The sequence below is a fragment of the Streptomyces sp. NPDC085866 genome (assembly GCF_044541035.1).
GTDB lineage: Bacteria > Actinomycetota > Actinomycetes > Streptomycetales > Streptomycetaceae > Streptomyces.
Genome location: NZ_JBITSQ010000006.1, coordinates 345,480 through 363,574 on the forward strand (window position 1 = coordinate 345,480; position 18,095 = coordinate 363,574).

Sequence of the window (18,095 nt, forward strand, 5' to 3'; positions counted from 1 at the left end):
CGGCTGGTTGCGAACCGGTGACGAATCGGGGTGTCTCATGCCGAATAAGGTCATTTCATCGCCGTGGTGCCTGCCTCACCGCTGCAGTACCGCGAACGACGCCCCCTGATTGTCGGTGACGACGGCCACTCGTCCGTACGACGTCTCGAAGGGTGGAGCCTGGACCCGCCCGCCGAGCCGCTGTACGGACCCGACGGCGTCCTCCAGGTCCGTGACCCGGAAGTGGGTGAGGAAGTGCGACGGCATCTCGGCCGGGAAGACGTCGGAGACGTCCGCGCGGCCGAAGTCGGGCTCGGCGTCGGCGCCGAACAGGGCGTCGTGGAAGAGACCGCCGTAGAAGGTGTTCGCGGCGGCGGTGTCCCGGGTGTACAGCTCGACCCAGACGAAGGTGTTCGGCTCGTGCCGCCGCCCGAAGCCGGGGTGGCTCGCGGACTGCCACAGGCCGAACACGGCACCCTGGGGGTCGGCGGCGAGTGCGGCGATGCCCAGGTCACCCACCGGGAAGGGGGCCATGACCACCTGCCCGCCCGCCGCGATGATCCGCCGGCCGAGGGCCTGGGCGTCCGGAGTCGCGAAGGACACCGTCCAGACGGTGGGCATCCGGCCGTCCATCTTGGGGGCGAGCGAGGCGACGGGCTCGCCGCCCAGCAGGGCCCATACGGAGGAGCCGAGAGCCTCCTCGAAGGTCCACCCGAAAAGTTCACCGTAGAACCGCTTGCCCGCCTCGACGTCGGAAAGCTGGGCGTCCACCCAGCAGGGGACGCCCTCTCCGTACACCGATGCCCTGTTTTCGGCCATGTCGTCAAAGTAACCGCGCCGCGCGCACCCCGCAGACCAGCCACACCACCCCCGATGCACCCGTGCACCCCATTTGCAGTCGGCCGAATAGCGCTCCGATCACCCCTCGGTAAGCTGACGGCATGACAGGACAAGTGCGTACCGTCGACGGCCGCGTGGCCGGCCGGCGTGGGCAGGCGACCCGGCAGAAGCTGCTCGACTGCCTCAGCGAGATGCTCAGCTCCTCCCCCTACCGGGACGTCAAGGTCATCGATGTCGCTCGGAAGGCGGGCACTTCACCCGCGACCTTCTACCAGTACTTCCCGGACGTCGAAGGTGCCGTCCTGGAGATCGCCGAGCAAATGGCCGCCGAGGGCGCCGGGTTGACCGCGCTGCTGGAGGGCCGGAGCTGGGCCGGCAAGGCGGGGTGGCAGACCGCGCAGGAACTCGTGGACGGGTTCCTCGAGTTCTGGCGGAGGAACGACGCGATCCTGCGCGTGGTCGACCTCGGCGCCGCCGAGGGGGACAAACGGTTCTACAAGATCCGTATGAAGATCCTGAACTCGGTGAACAACTCGCTGGTGGACTCCATCACGGAACTCCAGTCCAAGGGCAGGGTCGACAAGGACGTGAACCCGGCCGCGGTGGCCGGCTCGCTGGTCGCGATGCTCGCGGCGGTGGCCGCGCACCAGAAGGGTTTCCAGACCTGGGGCGTCAAGCAGGCCGAACTCAAGCCGAACCTGGCCCTGTTGGTGCACCTCGGCGTGACAGGCAAGAAGCCGACGAAGTAGCACCCGGCCCTTTTCCAGGTCCCAAGTCCTGTCTGGCAGGCGGTGGTTCACCCGAGTGGACCGCCGCCTGCTTTCTCTTCCGGCCCGGGTGCGCAGCCCGGGGCCTCGGCGCCGTCCACCCCGCCCACGGCCTCGGTGACATCCGCCCAGCTCCAGTGCCCGGGCCCGTTCCCCGTGAGCCACTCGTGTGCGTACCCGAGCACCTCGGCCCGGCGGTCCGGGGGCGGCGCCGGGTCGCGCAGCAGGGCGAGGAGCACCTCGGCCGCGATGGGCCGGGACGCGTTCTCGGCCAGCCAGGCGAGCGCACGGGTCACGGCGGCCGCCCGCCAGGGGGCGGGTCCGGTGTGCCGGAGCAGCTCGGCCAGCGGGCGTCCCACCGCCGCGCGGGTCGCCCGGTGGTCCAGCCAGGCCAGGAACAGTTCGGCCGCACGGGCCAGTTGTTCCTCGCCGAGGTCGTGCTGGGCCAGCAGGTGCGCGTACACCGCGCTGGGGTTGCCCGTGCCGGGCGGGCCGAACTGGGCCAGCCAGGTCAGCGTGTGGTCGATCAGCGCCGCCCGCTGCAGTGCGCCGACCGGCACCGAGTGCAGCAGACCGATGAGGTGTGAGGCGGCCGTACGGCCCTTCCGCGTCCGTTTCCCCACGTACGGGACCAGCCGGGCCGCGAGCTCCGGGGCGGGGCCCGGCCGGGCCAGCAGCGTCGCCAGCAGGGCGACGCCGTCGTCGGCCTCCGGGTGGTGTTCGAGCCAGGCCACCGCCAGGGCCTCGGTCACGGCCCGCAGGTCGCCCACCACGTCGGCACGGGTCAGCAGCGGGCCCAGCACCCGGTCGGCGCCGGGGCTCGTCGCGTGGTCCCGGAGCCACCGGGTGGTGGCCCGCAGGGTGGCGGTGACCTCGTCCGGGCCGAGGGTCTGCAGGATGAGCAGCGGTTCGAGGACGAACCCCGCCTCGTCGCTCTCGGCCTGCCCCGCCAGCCAGGCCAGGGCGCGGTCCACGGTCTGCCCGGCCTGGTCCTCGGGGAGGCCGTCGTGGTGCAGCAGCAGGGGCCTCAGGACATAGCTGGCGTGCGGGTCGGTGCCGTGCTGGGCCAGCCAGTCCAGGGCGAGGCGGGTGGTGTCCGCGCGGCCGGGCTCGGCGGTGAGGAGGTCGTCCAGCAGGAAGCTGGCCTCGGCGGCGGTGCCGTACCGCTTGAGCCACCGTACGGCCCGCTCGGACGCCTCGGCCCAGGCCTCGCCGCCCGGCGGGAGACGGCGGAGCAGCCAGTGCAGCAGCGCGGAGTCCGGCCCCTGGCCGTGGACCCGCAGCCAGCGCAGGGTCGCGTCGACGACCTCCTGGAGGAGCGGCCGCGGCAGGTCGCCGCGCAGGAGGTCGGCCAGCAGGTGCTGCTGCGACTCGGTCACCGGCTGCTGCCGGAGCAGCGTGCCGACGCGCTCTGCGGCCGGGCCGTCCCAGCGCACCAGGGCGCCGAGGACGAACTCCTGTGGTTCTCCGGTGTTGCGGGTCAGCCACTTGTTCGCGTGTCCGACGGCCTGCTGGGCCTCCTCCTCGGTGAGGTCGAAGCGGAGCAGGGGGCGCAGGACGAAGGAGGCCTGCGGGCGCTCGCGGTGATCGCGCAGCCACTTCAGGGCCTGGCCGACCGCCCGGTCCCGGTGTCCCCCGAGGTCCGTGCGCCGCAGCAGGCGCGGCAGGACGAACGAGACGCCGGGGTTGCCGTTCTGCCGGACGACCCAGGTCAGCGCGGCGTCGAGCACGGACTTGGCGTGGGGTCCGAGGTCGTCGCGGTCGAGCAGCGGGCCGAGCACCACGGAGCCGGCCGAGTGCCCCGGGTTGCGGCGTATCCACTCCCGGGCCGCCTCCACCAGCCGCCGGGCGGTCCCGGGTGCCAGCTCGGGGCGGCCGAGGGCGGCGGCCAGCAGCTGGACGGCGCGCCGTTCGCCCTGGTGGCGCCGTATCCAGGCCAGGGCGCGGTCGGCAACCACCTCCAGCCGGTCCGGCGCCAGGCCCTCCGCGTACAGCAGGGCCTGCAGGAGCAGGCCCGTCTCCGGGGCGTGCCGACGGGATTCCAGACAGGTCAGGGCGCTGCCGAGCAGCTGCTGCGGCAGCGGTCCGACGATGCTGTCCACGGCCTGGGCGAGTACGGCGGGCAGGGCGCGGGGCCGCTCGCGCTCGATCTGGTCCAGCCAGGGTCCGACCAGCTCGTCCCAGAGCCGGAGCATCCCGGCCTGCCAGGGCGTGCGGGCCATCAGGTCGAACGCGGTCTCGCCGAGCGCGTCGGCGGCGAGCAGCTTCCGGATCGGGTCGGCCCGGACCTCCAGCCAGCGGGCGCACGCGTCCTCGATCCTGGCCTGCCGGGCCGCGTCCTGGTCGGTGGTCCAGCGGGAGAGGTGCCGTACGGCCTGGGTGAAGGCCGGGCCGCGGTCGAGCAGCGCGTCCAGGAGTTCCTCGGCGGTGCCGCTCTGGACGGTCTGCCCGGGGACCAGCGTGGCGCCGAGCAGGCCGTCCGCGACGATGTCGTGGACCAGTTCGAGCCGGTCGGCGCCGCCCACCAGCCAGCCCTGGTCGCGCAGCAGGGCGAGCACGTCATTGCCGCGGAGCCCGAAGTCGCTGTCGGCGCGCTGGTCGAGGGCCCGGTCCACGGCCTCCCGCACGGCGGCGGAACGGTCCTGCGGGCAGGCCAGCAGGGCCACCGTGGAGGCAAGCAGCGCCACGCGCGGACGGGACAGGCCCGCTTCGCGGTCCGCGGCGGTCGGGACACCGAAGTCGCGTTCGAGCCGCCGCCTCAGCCAGTCGAAGAGGCTGCCCCGACGCAGGTCGGAGAGGTCGGGGGCGTCCTGCCCGGCCCGGGCCTGCTCCTCCAGCGCCCGCGCGATCAGCAGGGCGAGGACGGGCCGGTCGCTGCACGCGGCCACCAGCCGGTCCTCGCCCCACCGCCGCCAGGCCTCCGGGGCGACCTTCTGGAAGATCACGGCGGCCACCCGGGCGCGGTACTCCTCCCCGTCCTCCAGGGGCACCTGGCCGAAGACGCCGTGTACCTCCGCTGCCTGGAGCGCACCGGGCCGGGCGGAGGCCAGGCAGGCCACCCGTCCCTCCGGGTCGAGGGTCTGCAGTTCCCGGCCCAGCTCGGTCAGGCCGAGCTGCGAGTAGCTGTCCAGATAGTCGAGGACGAGCAGGACCCGGGCGGCGTCCGCGACCGGCGCGTGCGTCAGGGCCGCCTGTACGAGGTGCTCGGCGGTCACGGCGGACCCGGGTGTCACGTGCAGGACGAGCCAGGCGCCCGCCGGTTCCTGTGCGGCCAGCTTCGCCACCTCGAAGCAGGTACGGGTCTTGCCGGCCCCGGCCACGCCCTCCAGCAGCACCCCGCGCCGCGGTTCCGCGTACCCGCCGGGCTCGTACTGCGCGTCGAGCCGGTCCAGCAGCCGGACCGGGGCGGCGCCGCTGCCCGGGCCCGGGCTGACGAACTCCAGCTGCTCCGCGGTGAGGTACTGCTCCTTGTCGTCGAGGTCCCGCAGCACCTGCCCGTGCGTGCGCAGGTGCGGGGAGAACCAGGACAGCTCCCGCGGGGCGAGCGCGGCGAGATCCTCGGTCCTGGCCGTCCACACCGAGTCGCGCAGCCAGCCGTCGGTGCTGTTGTAGCGGGCGCTGACCACGCCGAGGACGGCGTCGTCGGAGGCACGGCGCACGGGCGCGCCGCTCATACCGCGCAGCAGGTCCTTGGTGCGGAGGCGGCCGAGCCGGACGCCGTCGTCCCGCCCGGTCGGGTGCTCCCAGCGCCCGCCGGCCCTCAGGTACCGGTAGGTGTGCCGGTCCTCGTAGGCGGGGACCTCCCCGAAGCCCTCGATGACCAGCTCGGTACCGGGTTCCACGGTCTCCGTCGCCATGGCGCGGGTCACGGACGCGGGGAGGGGGCTGTCGGTGCGCAGAACGGCCAGATCGTGCGCCTGGTCCACCCGCTCGACCGTGGCCGTGCCCGCCGGGCCGCCCGCCAGCGGGGCGAAGCGCACCTGCGCGCCCGGGACCGCGAGGCCGAGGCTCTCCAGGACGTGGCATGCGGTGGCGAGGACGCCGGGCGAGAGCTGGAAGCAGGTACCCACCGGGTCGTCGGCGGCGGGGTGCAGGACGCTGCCCAGATATCCGGGGACGCCGCAGAAGTAGGGGGACGAGGGGGACAAGGAGGACGAGGAGGGCACAGACATCAGGACGCCTCGTCGTCGGCTTCCCCGTCGTCGGCCGCCTGGTCCCGCCTCCCGTCGTACGTCAGCTTCACCTTGAGGGTGACCTCGCCGCTCGCGCCGGCCACGATGATGTCGCCCTTGGCGGAGAACTTCACCCCGAACTCCACCTCCAGGGCGTCCGGCCTGGCCGCCCGGCCCGCCTGGCGCAGGGCCTCCGCCGTGGAGGTCGCGATCTCCACGATCGTCGACTGCGCCTGCGCGAAGGCGTCCCGGACGTGCCCGGTGAGGTTCCCCGGCCGCGTGGCCGTCGGCTCCGATCCCGGCAGCCGCACATCGGTGGCCTCCACCAAGACCTGGACACCGCCCACGTCGACCGGAATGTACATGCCGTTCATGTCCGCCCCCGTCTCCCGGATTCGCTGATCGCGTTCTCGGTGTACCACAGGCCGCTCCCGCCCCACAGGGGGCAACACCCTGTCCGCACACTGCATTTGAGACATCGGGCGCCCGCCGGGGCTACCCCCGTGTCGCGGGCAGCGGCCGGTCCTGCACCACGTGCTTCATCACCAGCGTCGAGGTCAGCCGCTGCACCCCCGGCAGGGTCGCGAGCCGCTCGTCGTACAGCCGCTGGAAGGCGGCGAGGTCGGCGGTGGCCACCCGCAGCAGGTAGTCGGGCTCGCCGAACAGCCGCTGGGCGTCCAGGACGTGCTCCAGCTCGCTGACCGCCCGTTCGAACTCGGCGACCGTCTCCCGGTCCTCCTGTCGCATGGAGACGAAGACCAGCGCCTCGAAGTTGAGCCCGAGCGCGGCCGCGTCCACCACCGCCCGGTAGCCCTGGATGGCACCGGAGCGCTCCAGCTCGCGCAGCCGGCGGTGGCAGGGCGAGACGCTCAGGCGCACCCGGGCGGCCAGCTCGGTCACGGTCAGCCGCCCGTCCTGCTGCAACTCGGCAAGGATTTTCCGGTCCACGTCGTCCATGAAGAAGATAATTGCCCAGATCTCGCGATCATGGGCAAATTTCGGGAACACTTTCGGGCCATTCACGCCTAATGTCCCCAGCATGGACTCGGGACTGCTCTTCTCCTACCTCGCCGTGGACCTGCTGCTGGTGTGTGTGCCGGGCGCGGACTGGGCGTTCGTCATCGCGACCGCCCTGCGCGGCCGCTCGGTGCCGCGCGCGGTGGCGGGCCTGGTCTCCGGCTACGCCCTGCACACGGTCCTGGCGACGGCGGGTCTCGCGGTCCTGGTGGCGGGTTCGCCCCGGCTGCTCACGGCACTGACGGTGGCGGGCGCCGGATATCTCCTGTGGCTGGGCTGGGGGGTGCTGCGCCGCCCGGCCGTCCCGGGGGCGGCGGACACGACCCCCGGCGCCGACCGGCACCTGTTCCTGCGGGGTGCCACGATCAGCGGCCTGAACCCCAAGGGCCTGCTGCTCTACCTCTCCGTGCTCCCCCAGTTCCTCACCCTCCGCGGCGCCCACCTGCCCATTGCCGCCCAGACCGCGGCCCTCGGCCTGCTGCACATGGCGTGCTGCGCGGCGGTGTACCTCAGCGTCGGCGCCCTGGCCCGCGTCCTGCTGGCGGCCCGCCCGGCGGCGGCCCGGGCGGTCACCCGCACATCGGGCGCGGCGATGCTCGGAATCGGCGCGTTCTTGCTGGTGGAACGTCTGGCCACGCTCTGACGATCACTTTCTCAGGAGCCGGAAGATCCTGATCTCCCGCTCCACCCGCGCCTGATACGTCGCGTACGGCGGCCAGAACGCCAGCAGTTCCTTCCAGGCGGCGGCCCGTTCCTCGCCCCCCAGCAGCCGGGCCGTGACGGGGACGTCCCGGCCCTTCCAGCTGATCGAGGCGTCCGGATGGGCGAGCAGGTTGTGGGTCCAGGCGGGGTGGCCGGTCCGGCCGAAGTTGGAGCCGACGAGGAGCCAGCCGCGCCCGTCCCCCTCCGGCATACAGGCGAGCGGGGTCCGGCGCGGCAGCCCGCTCCTCGCCCCGGTCGAGGTGAGGATCACGCCGGGCAGCAGCTGCGCGCTGAGCAGCATCCTTCCCCGGGTGAGCCGGTGGACGGCCCGGTCGAGGGCCGGGATCACATGCGGGGCGACCTTCGCGAAGGCCCGGGTGGCGGACACCTTCTGCACGAACCGCACGCCGACGCCTGCCATCAGACCGCCACCTCCCCGCGCACGAACAGTCCGGCCTCCTCGGCGGCCCGGTCCCGCAGCCGGTGCACGGGCCCGAACAGCAGCTCGTCCCCGGCCGCCCGTTTGAAGTACAGGTGGGCCTCGTGCTCCCAGGTGAACCCGATCCCGCCGTGCAGCTGGATCGCCTCCCCGGCCGCGCACCGCAGCGCCTCGAGCGCCTGCGCGAGCGCAAGCCCGCCCACGTGCCCACCCGTCTCCCGCCACCGCCCTTTCGGCGAGGCTCCCTCCGTGCCGGAGGCCTGGGGGCACCCCCGTCGCGCCGCGCCCTCCGATTCGTCCACCGTCGCCCAGGCGGCGTAGTACGCGGCCGAGCGGGCGGCCTGCACGCCCACGTACACATCCGCCAGCCGGTGCTTGACCGCCTGGAAGGAGCCGATGGCCCGCCCGAACTGCTCCCGTTGCCCCACGTACTCCACGGTCCGCTCCAGTGCCCGGTCGGCGGCGCCCACCGCCTCGGCGGCGAGCACGGCGGCGACGGTGTCGCCGAGTCCGGCGAGGGCGGGAAGCACGTCCTGGTCGGCCTGGCCCAGCAACTCGCCCGGCACGTCCCGAAGTTGGATCCGCCCCTGCGGCCGGGTAGCGTCGAGCGCGGTCTGCCGGGCCCGTACGACCCCCGCGGCGTCCCCCGCGACCAGGAACAGCAGGGTCCGGGACCGCGCGTACCCGCCGGTGTGCGCGGCGACGACGAGCAGCCCGGCGCTGTGCCCGTCCAGCACCTGGTCGACCTGCCCGTACAGCCGCCACCCGTCCCCGCTCTGCCGGGCCTGCACCCCGCCCGCCCGGCCCCCGCCGGCCCACTGGCCGCCGTTGCCGCCGGTCAGGGCCAGGGCGGTGGCGAGGGCGGGGCCGGGGACGGCGAGAGCGGCGGTGAGGGTGCCGGCGGCCAGGCGGGGCAGCAGGTCCGTGCGCTGGGCCTCGGTACCGAGGGCGAGGATCAGCGGGGCGGCGAGGACGGAGGTGGCCAGCAGCGGGGAGGGGGCGAGCGTCCGCCCCGTCTCCTCGCAGGCGAGGGCGAGTTCGGTGGCCGCGCAGCCGACACCGCCGTAGGCCTCGGGGAGGGCCAGTCCGGGCAGTCCGAGCCGGCCGGCGAGGGCGGACCACAGGGCGGGGTCGTACCCGTTCGGGCTGTCGACGGCGGCCCGCAGCGCCTCGGCGCCACAGTGCCTGTGGAGCAGTTCACGCAGGGCCCGGCGGATCTCGTCCTGCTCGGCGGTGAGACGCGTGTCCATGGCTGATCCGATCCCTCCGGACTGATCTGACGGAGCGTCATATTAGGACGGGCGGGAGGTGAAGCCCAGAGGTGCGACACCTGCCGCGCCCTACGGGATCTGATATACCGTCAGATCCATGAGACCCGGGAACCGGAAAGTCGCCGTGGCCGGGGTGGCCCTCTCCGACTGCGGCCGCGTGGACGACACGACCCCGTACGCCCTGCACGCCCAGGCGGCCCGCCGCGCCCTCGCGGACGCGGGCCTGGACCGCGCCCTGGTGGACGGCTTCGCCTCGGCGGGCCTCGGCACGCTGGCCCCGGTGGAGGTGGCCGAGTACCTGGGCCTGCGCCCCACCTGGGTGGACTCCACCTCCGTCGGCGGCTCGACCTGGGAGGTCATGGCGGCCCACGCGGCGGACGCGATAGCCGCGGGCCACGCGAACGCCGTCCTGCTGGTCTACGGCTCGACGGCGCGCGCGGACATCAGGGCGGGCCGCAGGACGGGAGACCTGTCCTTCGGCGCGCGTGGCCCGCTCCAGTTCGAGGTCCCCTACGGCCACACGCTGATCGCCAAGTACGCGATGGCGGCCCGCCGGCACATGATCGAACACGGCACGGCGATCGAGCAGCTGGCCCAGGTGGCGGTCCAGGCTCGCGCCAACGCCGCCCTGAACCCCGAGGCCATGTTCCGGGACCCGATCACGGTCGACGACGTCCTGTCCGGCCCGATGATCGCCGACCCCTTCACCAAACTGCACTGCTGCATCCGCTCGGACGGCGGGGCGGCGGTCCTGCTGGTGGCCGAGGAGTACGTACGGGACTGCCGTACGGCCCCCGTCTGGATCCTCGGCACCGGCGAGCACCTCTCCCACGCCACGATGTCCGAGTGGCCGGACTTCACGGTCTCCCCGGCGGCGGTGAGCGGCAGGCTCGCCTTCGAGCGGGCCGGCGTGCGCCCCGCCGAGATCGACTTCGCCGAGATCTACGACGCCTTCACCTACATGACCCTGGTGACCCTGGAGGACCTGGGCTTCTGCGCGAAGGGCGAGGGCGGGGCGTTCGCGGAGAAGGGCCGGCTACTGGTCTCCGGGGAACTCCCCGTGAACACGGACGGCGGCGGCCTGTCGGCCCAGCACCCCGGCATGCGCGGGCTGTTCCTGCTGGTGGAGGCGGTACGGCAGCTGCGCGGGGAGGCGGGAGAGCGGCAAGTGCGGCGTCCGGGCGGCGAGTTGCCGTACCTCGGCGTCGCCTCCGGCACGGGGGGCTGGTTCTGCTCCTCCGGGACGGTGGTGCTGGGCCGGTGACGGGAGCGGCTCAGCGGTCGTCCATGCCCTCCTCGTCGCGCAGTCTGCGCCAGATGCGGGTGCGGTGCAGGACGTAGAGCGCGACGAACACGACGACGACCTGCAGCCCGATGGCGAGCAGCCAGAAGACGGCCCTGCTCTCCAACTCGTCGGTCAGATAGGTGAAGTTCATGCCGAAGAACCCCGTCAGGAACGACAGCGGCAGGAAGATCACCGACACGATGGCCAGCCGGTTGATCACGGCGTTCTGCTCGCCCGAGACGAGGGTGGAGTAGCTGGCGAAGGCGCGCCGGGAGGCGTCCTGGAGGGACTCGATGTCCGTGTGCACCAGCCTCGCCGTGTGCTGGAACTCCCGGGCGAGCCGCTGGCGCTCCTCCGGGAGGCCGCTGTTCATCATCATCCTTCGGGTGAACATCTCGTCCACCACCTGGAGGTAGGGCAGGAGCGTGTGGTGCAGGAGGGCGGAGTGCCGTCGCAGCTGCGACAGCCGGTAGATCTGGGCGGGGTGTCGCCCCTCGAACATCTCGTCCTCCAGCTCCTCCACCAGCAGCAGGTCCTGCACGGCGGACCGGCGGTAGGTCGCCAGGGCCTCCTGGAGCAGCAGGAAGAGCACGGCCACGGTGTCGGGGGGCCGCTCGCTCCGCAGCTGCGCGATGAGGCTCTCCCGCAGGCCGGCCTGTCCTCGGTGCACCGTGAGGAGATACCGCTCGGTCACCAGAGTATGGACATGAGCGACCTCGTTCCCCTTGACCACGGGCACGACGAAGGCGGCCTGGTCCCCGAGGAACTCGGCCCGCGCGGGTTCGCCCGCCCTGCCGAGCCAGGTGAGGTGCTCCGTCTCCAGGCCGAGCTGGTGCGAGACCGGCGGCGCCCCGGTCGGCGGCTCCTCGGACAGCTCGACGTCGACGATCAGGAAACCGGACGTGGCGAGCCGCTCACGTGCCTCCGCCACGTCCGTACGCGTGACGCCCCCCTCCGGCATCGACACCACCGTTACGATCATCGCCCCTCACCGCCGGTCCCGAAGCCCGCAGGTCCCAGCCTGCGCACACTCCGGCGGCACCGCATGCGGGGGCAGTCCGGACGGCGTACGGGATCCGCGCGATATTCCGCCGTTCACCCCTGGCGGCCGGAGCCGGTCGGGCCATCGCGCCGAGGGGATCCGCACGCGGGCCCATACTCGGCGTCATGGAAACGGATCTTCACGGGCTGCTGCGGTCCCTGCGGGTGTGGTCACCCGAGGAGACCGAGCTACGGCCCTTCGACCCGGACACGGCCCCTTCGGCACCGCTGGACCTGTTCACGAGCTGGTTCGCGGAGGCGGTGGAGGCGGGGCAGCCGGAGCCGCACACCATGGCGCTGGCGACGACGGACGAGGACGGTCTCCCGGATGTGCGGATCGTGATGCTGCACGGCGCGGACGCGGACGGCTGGTCCTTCGCGACACACGTCACGAGCCGCAAGGGCCGGGCCCTGAGCGCCCACCCGTACGCGGCGCTGGCCTTCTACTGGCCGGTGCTGGGACGGCAGGTGCGGGTGCGGGGTCCGGTGACGTCGGCGCCGTCGCAGGAGAGCCAGGCAGACCTGCACGCCCGCTCGACCGGGGCCCTGGCGGCGGCGCTCACCGGGCGGCAGAGCGAGCAGCTGTCCTCGCTGGACGAGCTGCGGCAGGCGTCGGAGGCCGCCTGGGAGCGGGCCCGGCAGAACCCGGCGGAGCCCTCCGGGACATGGACGCTGTACCGCCTCCAGCCGGAGGAAGTGGAGTTCTTCCAGGGAGACGCGGCCCGCAGACACGTACGTCTGACATACCGTCGCACAGAGGCCTCGGACGCCTCCGGCTGGTCCAGGCACCTGTTGTGGCCGTAAGAGGCTGACGGGGACGACATGAAGTGGCTGATGCGGAGCCCAGGCCTCGTACACAAGCGGCGCCGGGAGCGGGGCCGGTGGCACTGAGCGGTGTGGCCAAGACGGCCGGGCCGGCCCCGGTCGCGCCCCCGGCGGCGCCGACGCTGCTCAGGGCGGGCGGCCGGTGTTGCAGCGGGTGTCCGGCGGCGGGAGCCGGGTGGTGGAATTGACCGCCGGCGCCGAGCCGGTGATCCTCGGCATCACGCACCACGGCCCGGGCCACTTCGTGGTGGACGCCCTGGACGGCAGGATGCGCTCCGGCCGCCAACTCGCCCACACCGACGGCCCCTTCGCCTGCCGGGCACTGGTCAATGCCGACGACCGTCCCGTGCGTGCGCTGCGGATCCAGGCGGACGGCCCGTGGACGGTCGAGGTGACCGGCCTCGCCGACGCCGTCGTCCTCGACGACCATGCCGAGCGCGAGGCCTCGGACGTCCTGCGCCACGAGGGCGGCCCGGCCATCGCCCAGCTGCATCACACGGGCACTCCGCGCTCTTCCGACGGCGGCTGCTTCCTCGCCGACGTCTTCGAGCCCGACGGCTCCGGCTTCCTCGACCAACCGGCCAACCACGTCGGCCCGTGGACCGGGGAGGTCCCCCTGTCCGGCCCCTGCCTGCCGTACGCCCGGTCCGACGGGCCCTGGTCGATCAGTGTGCGCCCGATGGGCGGCCGGGACTGAGGTCCGCGAACTCCCACACCGCGAAGTCCGCCACGCCCCGGTAGCCGATCCGCTGGTAGAGCCCGTTGCTGGTCGGGTTGGCGAGGTCGGTGAACAGGAGGATCTCCCCCGTCCCGGACTCAAGAGCCGCCCGGCTCACCTCGGCGGTCACCGCGCTCGCGTAGCCACGGCCGCGCAGGTGCGCCGGGGTGTACACCGTCTGCACCCGCACCTGGCCCGCCGTCGCCGGTGTCACCCCGGCCATGGCGACGGGGGTGCCGTCGGGGATCTCCCAGAGAGTGAGGCCGTCGTGGGCGAGGCGCACGTCGGTCCACTCGCCCGCGTCCGGGCCGGCGCGCAGGCCGGCCGCTGCCATGAACTCGCCGTACCAGCGCATCAGCAGGTCCCGGTCGGCCGGGCCGGCCACCCTGGGCCGCCCCTCGGGCAGCCGCTCCGGTGCGGTCAACTCCGCGAGCCGATAGAGCCGTTGTCGCTGGTGGATCTCGCCCGCCGTGGCGGTGCGCCGCTGCCAGGCCGCCGCGAAGGCGGCCGCCGTGTCGTGCTCGGCGGAGATGCCGGAGACCGGGCGGCCGACATCCACCAGCCGGGCCGCCAGCCCGTCGGCCTCCGCCGCGGCGAGCAGGGTGGCGTTGACCGGGAAGGGCGGGGTGTGCAGGAGAGTTGCCCGGACCCCGCCGGTCTCGTCGCTCAGTGTCCCGAAGAGCGGTGCCTCCTCGCCGAAGGCCCGCAGCCCCTGTCTGCGCAGCGCATCCGTCACGGTCAGCTGCACGGTGTGCAGGGCCGGCCGGGAGCGCAGGAAGTCGTCGGCGCGGGTGAGGAAGTCGTCCAGGTCGTGGGTCAGGTGCCAGGCGTCCGGATGCATCCCTCCATGGTTCCGCTCAGCAGGCCGGCCCGAACACCGGTTTTCCCTCCCGGAACGTCACCCGCAGGGGCATCCCGGCGGCCATGTCCTGGCACTCCACCAGCTCCGTCATCATCCGAGGGCCCTCCGCGAGGTCCACCACCGCGGCGATGTACGGGGTGCGGTCGCCGAAGGGCGGGAGGTCGTTGCGGTGGACCGTGGACCAGGTGTAGAGGGTCGCCCGGCCACTCGCCTCCTCCCAGGTCACGTCCTCGCTCCAGCAGTGCGGGCAGAACTCGCGGGGGTAGTGGTGGGCCCGGCCGCAGGTGGCGCAGCGACGGATCAGCAGCCGTCCCTCCTCCGCCGCCGCCCAGTAGGGGCGGGTGAAGGAGTCGATCTCCGGCTCGTCGAAACGCGCCGCGCCCATCAGAACCACCCCAGCGCCGCGTCCACCGACCACGTCTGGCCCGCCATTCCGAAGAAGCCGACCAGGGAGATCAGCGCCATCATCGAGTTCTGCCCCTGCTCCGCCCAGTCGTGGATCATGAGGACGAAGTAGAGGACGTTCAGGGCCAGGCCGCCCAGCAGGGCCACCGGGGTCAGGAAGCCGAGGATCAGGCCGAGTCCCAGGGCGAGTTCGGCGTAGGCCACCACGTACGCCATCTGCTTCGGCCGCGGCGTCACCACCGTCTCGAAGCCCGCCCGCACCGGGGCCCAGCGGTGCTTCTCCGCCACCCCCGCCGCCCAGGCGATACCGCCGCCCTCGAACCACGTCTTCTTGTCCTTGTGCCGCCAGCTCTCCAGCCACCACAGGCCGAGGCCTATGCGCAGCACCGCGAGCCACTCCGCGCCGTCGAGCCAGATCGCGTCCATGTATCTGACGGTACGTCAGATAGCAACGAAAGCCGAGGGTGTTGCAGTCGATTCGCTGTGCGTTCGCCGCGGGGCTGTGTCCGCCCTGTGAATCGCCCGCAGATTGTTGACGATTTCGTTGGCATCGAATTACGTTCGCGAGCGCAAGGGCAGTAGCCGGCGGGACGAGAGGCAGCAAGGTGAAGCACAGGGCAGTAGGGCGCAGGACCGTGGTCATGGGCATCGGCGCCACCGCCGGTGTCGCGGCGGTGGGCGGAATCGCCCTGAGCGCGCAGGCGTCGAGCGACTCGGCGGCCTCGGCATCGGCCGACTCGCTGGTCTTCGACCCGGACGGCTACACCAAGCTGACCACGACGGTCACGGACACCGACGGCACCGACCACGCGGTGACGTACCACTTCTGGAAGGCGATCACCTACGTCGCCAACCCGGTCGACACGACCTACCAGAGCCTCAACGTCAGCGTCCCCGTCGAGATCGACGGCACCGCCGTGGACGCCTCCGGCGCACCGATCCTGTTCGCGAACTCCGTCGGCGGGTACATGCCCTCCTCGGTGGCCGACGCGACCGGGATCGGCGGCGCGAGCATGGCCGGCGGCGGCGCACCGGGCGGCATGCCCTCCGGCAGCGCCGCGCCCAGCGCCTCCGCCCCGGGCGGCAGCACCAACGCCACCGGCGGCGCCCTGAACACCAACCAGCTCCTGGCCCTGGCCGCCGGCTACGTCGTCGTCGAGCCCGGTGCCCGCGGCCGTACCCTCAAGAACTCCGACGGCGAGTACTACGGCACCGCGCCGGCCGTGATCGTCGACCTCAAGGCGGCGGTGCGGTACGTGCGGTTCAACAAGGGCCGCATCCCCGGGAACGTCGACCGGATCGTCTCGGCGGGCACCAGCGCGGGCGGTGCCGTGTCCGCGCTGCTCGGCGCGTCCGGCGACAGCCCGCTGTACGACCGGTACCTCAGGGAGCTGGGCGCGGCCGATGCCAGTGACGCGATCTTCGCCACCGGCGCCTGGTGCCCGATCACCGACCTCGAGCACGCCGACGGCGCCTACGAGTGGAACTGGGGCACGAACGTCACCCGGTCCACCGGCAAGGTCGTCGACCAGAGCGTCTCCAAGGACCTGGTCGCGCAGTTCGCCGAGTACCAGGCCGGCCTCCATCTCGAGGGCCTGAACGGCTTCGGTCCGCTCACCGCCCGCAACCTCGACGACTACCTCGTCAAGCAGTACCTGGAGCCCTCGGCGACCAAGTACCTCACGGACCTGTCGGACTCCGACCGCGCGGCCTACCTCGCCGCGAACACCTTCATCACCTGGAAGAACGGCAGGGCCACCTTCACCTGGGCCGACTTCCTCACCCACGTGGGCGCCCGCAAGAAGACCACCCCGGCCTTCGACGCCTTCGACCTGTCGGCCGGCGAGAACAACGAGTTCGGCGCCGGGACGACTGGGTTCCGCCACTTCACGGCGTACAGCCTGAAGCACGACACCACCGGCGCCACCGGCACGCGCCTCGACGGCGACATCCCCGAGAAGCTGCGGCTGATGAACCCGATGCACTTCCTGGCCCGGAAGGCCAACCCCGGCCGCTCGAGGCACTGGTGGATCCGACTCGGCACCAAGGACTCGGACACCTCGCTGACCGTGTCCGCCAACCTCGCGGCGGCCGCAGCTGGCCTCGGCGACGACGTCAGCCACCTCTACTACTGGGACCAGGGCCACGGCGCCAACACCGACCCCGGTGACTTCGTCAAGTGGATCGCCGAGGTCACCGGGTACCGGAAGGCCCGGTAGAGGAGTACCGGAAGGCCTGGTGGAGGACTACCGGAAGCCCCGGTGGAGGACTACCGGAAGCCCCGGTGGAGGACTACCGGATGCCCCGGCACAGGAGTGCCGGCAGGCCCGGCAGAGGACCGCGGTGTCCGTCTCCCGTCATCCTTCGGACACCGCCCCGCCGCGACGCCCGGCCCCTGCGCACCGGGGCAGGGCGTCGCGGCGTTCGTGCACCACTTCCGCCCATCCGAGATGCCTACGACACCTGCCCCACTCACATCTCCCACCGATGTGATCAATCCGCAACCAATTCCGGTCTTGACCGAGACCCATCAACGGGGTGGGTGATTACGCTCCCGCTCATGGCCGTCTCCCGCCCCTCCCCCGCGCACCTCTCCGCGACCCCCGCCGACCGTCCCGTGTACGTCATCGGCGCCGGTCCCGGCGGACTCGCCGCCGCGTACGCGCTGCGGGCGCGGGGCATACGCGCCGTGGTGCTGGAGAAGGCCGACCAGGTGGGCGCCTCCTGGCGGCGCCACTACGACCGGCTCCATCTGCACACCACCCGCCGCCTGTCCGCCCTGCCCGGGCTCGCGATGCCGCGGAGGTTCGGCCGCTGGGTGTCCCGGGACAATGTGGTGCGGTACCTGGAGAAGTACGCCGAGCACCACGAGCTGGAGATCGTCACCGGTGTGGAGGTGTTCCGCGTCGAGCGGTCGGCGGACGGGACGGGCTGGCTGCTGCACGCCTCCGGCGGGCGGGAGCTGACCGGCAGCGCGGTGGTCGTCGCCACCGGCTTCAACCACACCCCGCGCCTGCCCGAGTGGCCGGGCCTGGACGGCTACGGCGGGGAGTTCCTGCACGCCGGCGGCTACCGGAACGCCGCGCCCTACGCGGGCCGGGACGTGCTGGTGGTCGGCGTCGGCAACACCGGCGCCGAGATCGCCGTGGACCTGGTGGAGGGCGGGGCCGCGCGGGTGCGGCTGGCGGTGCGCACCGTCCCGCACATCGTGCGCCGCTCCACCCTCGGCTGGCCCGCGCAGTACTCGGGTGTGCTGGTACGGCGGCTTCCGGTGCGGTTCGTGGACCGGGTGTCCCGGCTCCAGGCCAGGGTCGGCGTCCCGGACCTGTCCGCCCACGGCCTGCCCCGCCCGGACACCGGCCTGTACAGCAGGGTCAAGCAGGGTGCCATCCCGGTCCAGGACGTCGGCCTGATCGACGCCGTACGGAAGGGGAAGGTGGAGATCGTGGCCGCCGTCGACTCCTTCGAGGACGGGAAGGTGGTCCTCGCGGACGGCACCCGCGTCGAGCCGGACGCCGTGATCGCCGCGACGGGGTACCAGCGGGCGCTGGAGGGGCTGGTCGGGCATCTCGGGGTACTGGACGACCGGGGCAGACCGACGGTGCACGGCGGCCGTACGACCGCCCAGGCACCCGGGCTGTACTTCACCGGCTTCACCAACCCGATCAGCGGGATGTTCCGCGAACTGGCGCTGGACGCCGAGAAGATCGCGAAGGGTGTGGCCAAGGAGTTCCGCACCGGACGGTAACTTTGCCGTTCCGACCCATTCCTG

At 72.8% G+C, this 18,095-nt stretch carries 17 protein-coding genes; 7 read left to right on the top strand and 10 right to left on the bottom strand.

The window, feature by feature from the left end:
* Positions 1–75: 75 nt before the first annotated feature.
* On the bottom strand, positions 76–798 hold the full coding sequence (locus ACIF83_RS17260) for a VOC family protein (protein ID WP_393472083.1): 723 nt from the start codon (positions 796–798) through the stop codon (positions 76–78).
* A 134-nt stretch (positions 799–932) separates the two neighbouring features.
* Between ACIF83_RS17260 and ACIF83_RS17265 the strand changes: the two genes are divergently transcribed.
* On the top strand, positions 933–1,568 hold the full coding sequence (locus ACIF83_RS17265) for a TetR family transcriptional regulator (protein ID WP_393472708.1): 636 nt from the start codon (positions 933–935) through the stop codon (positions 1,566–1,568).
* A 47-nt stretch (positions 1,569–1,615) separates the two neighbouring features.
* On the opposite strand, the gene ACIF83_RS17270 is transcribed toward ACIF83_RS17265, so the two are convergent.
* From ACIF83_RS17270 to ACIF83_RS17280, 3 genes are all read right to left on the bottom strand, one after another.
* Positions 1,616–5,758 carry a trypsin-like peptidase domain-containing protein gene (locus ACIF83_RS17270; RefSeq protein WP_399727611.1) on the bottom strand — a complete coding sequence of 1,381 codons (4,143 nt, stop codon included), beginning with the start codon at positions 5,756–5,758 and terminating at the stop codon, positions 1,616–1,618.
* A complete protein-coding gene (locus ACIF83_RS17275) occupies positions 5,758–6,132 on the bottom strand; it encodes a CU044_2847 family protein (RefSeq protein ID WP_398139199.1) in 375 nt (124 codons plus the stop codon). Before ACIF83_RS17275 ends, ACIF83_RS17270 begins: the two co-directional genes overlap by 1 nt.
* A 121-nt stretch (positions 6,133–6,253) precedes the next feature.
* On the bottom strand, positions 6,254–6,715 hold the full coding sequence (locus ACIF83_RS17280; RefSeq protein ID WP_393472090.1) for an Lrp/AsnC family transcriptional regulator: 462 nt from the start codon (positions 6,713–6,715) through the stop codon (positions 6,254–6,256).
* An 82-nt stretch (positions 6,716–6,797) separates the two neighbouring features.
* On the opposite strand from ACIF83_RS17280, the gene ACIF83_RS17285 reads away from it, so the two are divergent.
* Positions 6,798–7,418 (top strand): LysE family translocator, encoded by a 621-nt coding sequence (locus ACIF83_RS17285; RefSeq protein ID WP_393472093.1) that lies wholly within the window; start codon positions 6,798–6,800, stop codon positions 7,416–7,418.
* A 3-nt stretch (positions 7,419–7,421) separates the two neighbouring features.
* Here the strand turns inward: ACIF83_RS17285 and ACIF83_RS17290 are convergent, their stop codons facing one another.
* Positions 7,422–7,898: a nitroreductase family deazaflavin-dependent oxidoreductase gene (locus ACIF83_RS17290; RefSeq protein ID WP_393472095.1), complete on the bottom strand. Its 477-nt coding sequence runs from the start codon at positions 7,896–7,898 to the stop codon at positions 7,422–7,424.
* Positions 7,898–9,166 carry an acyl-CoA dehydrogenase family protein gene (locus ACIF83_RS17295; RefSeq protein WP_399727614.1) on the bottom strand — a complete coding sequence of 423 codons (1,269 nt, stop codon included), beginning with the start codon at positions 9,164–9,166 and terminating at the stop codon, positions 7,898–7,900. The genes ACIF83_RS17290 and ACIF83_RS17295 overlap by 1 nt, the downstream gene beginning before the upstream one ends.
* 118 nt (positions 9,167–9,284) lie before the next feature.
* On the opposite strand from ACIF83_RS17295, the gene ACIF83_RS17300 reads away from it, so the two are divergent.
* Positions 9,285–10,451 (top strand): thiolase C-terminal domain-containing protein, encoded by a 1,167-nt coding sequence (locus ACIF83_RS17300; RefSeq protein ID WP_399727617.1) that lies wholly within the window; start codon positions 9,285–9,287, stop codon positions 10,449–10,451.
* 10 nt (positions 10,452–10,461) lie between these two features.
* On the opposite strand, the gene ACIF83_RS17305 is transcribed toward ACIF83_RS17300, so the two are convergent.
* The gene (locus tag ACIF83_RS17305; protein WP_398139194.1) at positions 10,462–11,454 is read right to left on the bottom strand and encodes a CorA family divalent cation transporter; all 993 of its coding nucleotides are present in this window, start codon (positions 11,452–11,454) and stop codon (positions 10,462–10,464) included.
* Positions 11,455–11,639: 185 nt separating this feature from the next.
* Here ACIF83_RS17305 and ACIF83_RS17310 point away from each other — a divergent pair, with 185 nt between their 5' ends.
* Both ACIF83_RS17310 and ACIF83_RS17315 read left to right on the top strand, forming a co-directional pair.
* On the top strand, positions 11,640–12,317 hold the full coding sequence (locus ACIF83_RS17310; protein WP_398139193.1) for a pyridoxal 5'-phosphate synthase: 678 nt from the start codon (positions 11,640–11,642) through the stop codon (positions 12,315–12,317).
* Between the two features lie 199 nt (positions 12,318–12,516).
* On the top strand, positions 12,517–13,035 hold the full coding sequence (locus ACIF83_RS17315) for a hypothetical protein (protein ID WP_399727621.1): 519 nt from the start codon (positions 12,517–12,519) through the stop codon (positions 13,033–13,035).
* Here the strand turns inward: ACIF83_RS17315 and ACIF83_RS17320 are convergent.
* Genes ACIF83_RS17320 through ACIF83_RS17330 form a run of 3 tightly spaced genes read right to left on the bottom strand, consistent with a single transcriptional unit; the run spans position 13,004 to position 14,749 of the window.
* A complete protein-coding gene (locus tag ACIF83_RS17320) occupies positions 13,004–13,897 on the bottom strand; it encodes a GNAT family N-acetyltransferase (protein WP_399727624.1) in 894 nt (297 codons plus the stop codon). The genes ACIF83_RS17315 and ACIF83_RS17320 overlap by 32 nt on opposite strands.
* A gap of 16 nt (positions 13,898–13,913) precedes the next feature.
* Positions 13,914–14,303: a Zn-ribbon domain-containing OB-fold protein gene (locus tag ACIF83_RS17325; RefSeq protein WP_393472110.1), complete on the bottom strand. Its 390-nt coding sequence runs from the start codon at positions 14,301–14,303 to the stop codon at positions 13,914–13,916.
* The gene (locus ACIF83_RS17330) at positions 14,303–14,749 is read right to left on the bottom strand and encodes a DoxX family membrane protein (RefSeq protein WP_393472113.1); all 447 of its coding nucleotides are present in this window, start codon (positions 14,747–14,749) and stop codon (positions 14,303–14,305) included. The genes ACIF83_RS17325 and ACIF83_RS17330 overlap by 1 nt, the downstream gene beginning before the upstream one ends.
* A 215-nt stretch (positions 14,750–14,964) precedes the next feature.
* Here ACIF83_RS17330 and ACIF83_RS17335 point away from each other — a divergent pair, with 215 nt between their 5' ends.
* Complete coding sequence (locus tag ACIF83_RS17335) at positions 14,965–16,542, top strand: subtype B tannase (protein WP_399727628.1); 1,578 nt, start codon at positions 14,965–14,967, stop codon at positions 16,540–16,542.
* 341 nt (positions 16,543–16,883) lie between these two features.
* Complete coding sequence (locus ACIF83_RS17340) at positions 16,884–18,071, top strand: flavin-containing monooxygenase (RefSeq protein ID WP_399727631.1); 1,188 nt, start codon at positions 16,884–16,886, stop codon at positions 18,069–18,071.
* The last annotated feature ends 24 nt before the right edge of the window (positions 18,072–18,095 follow it).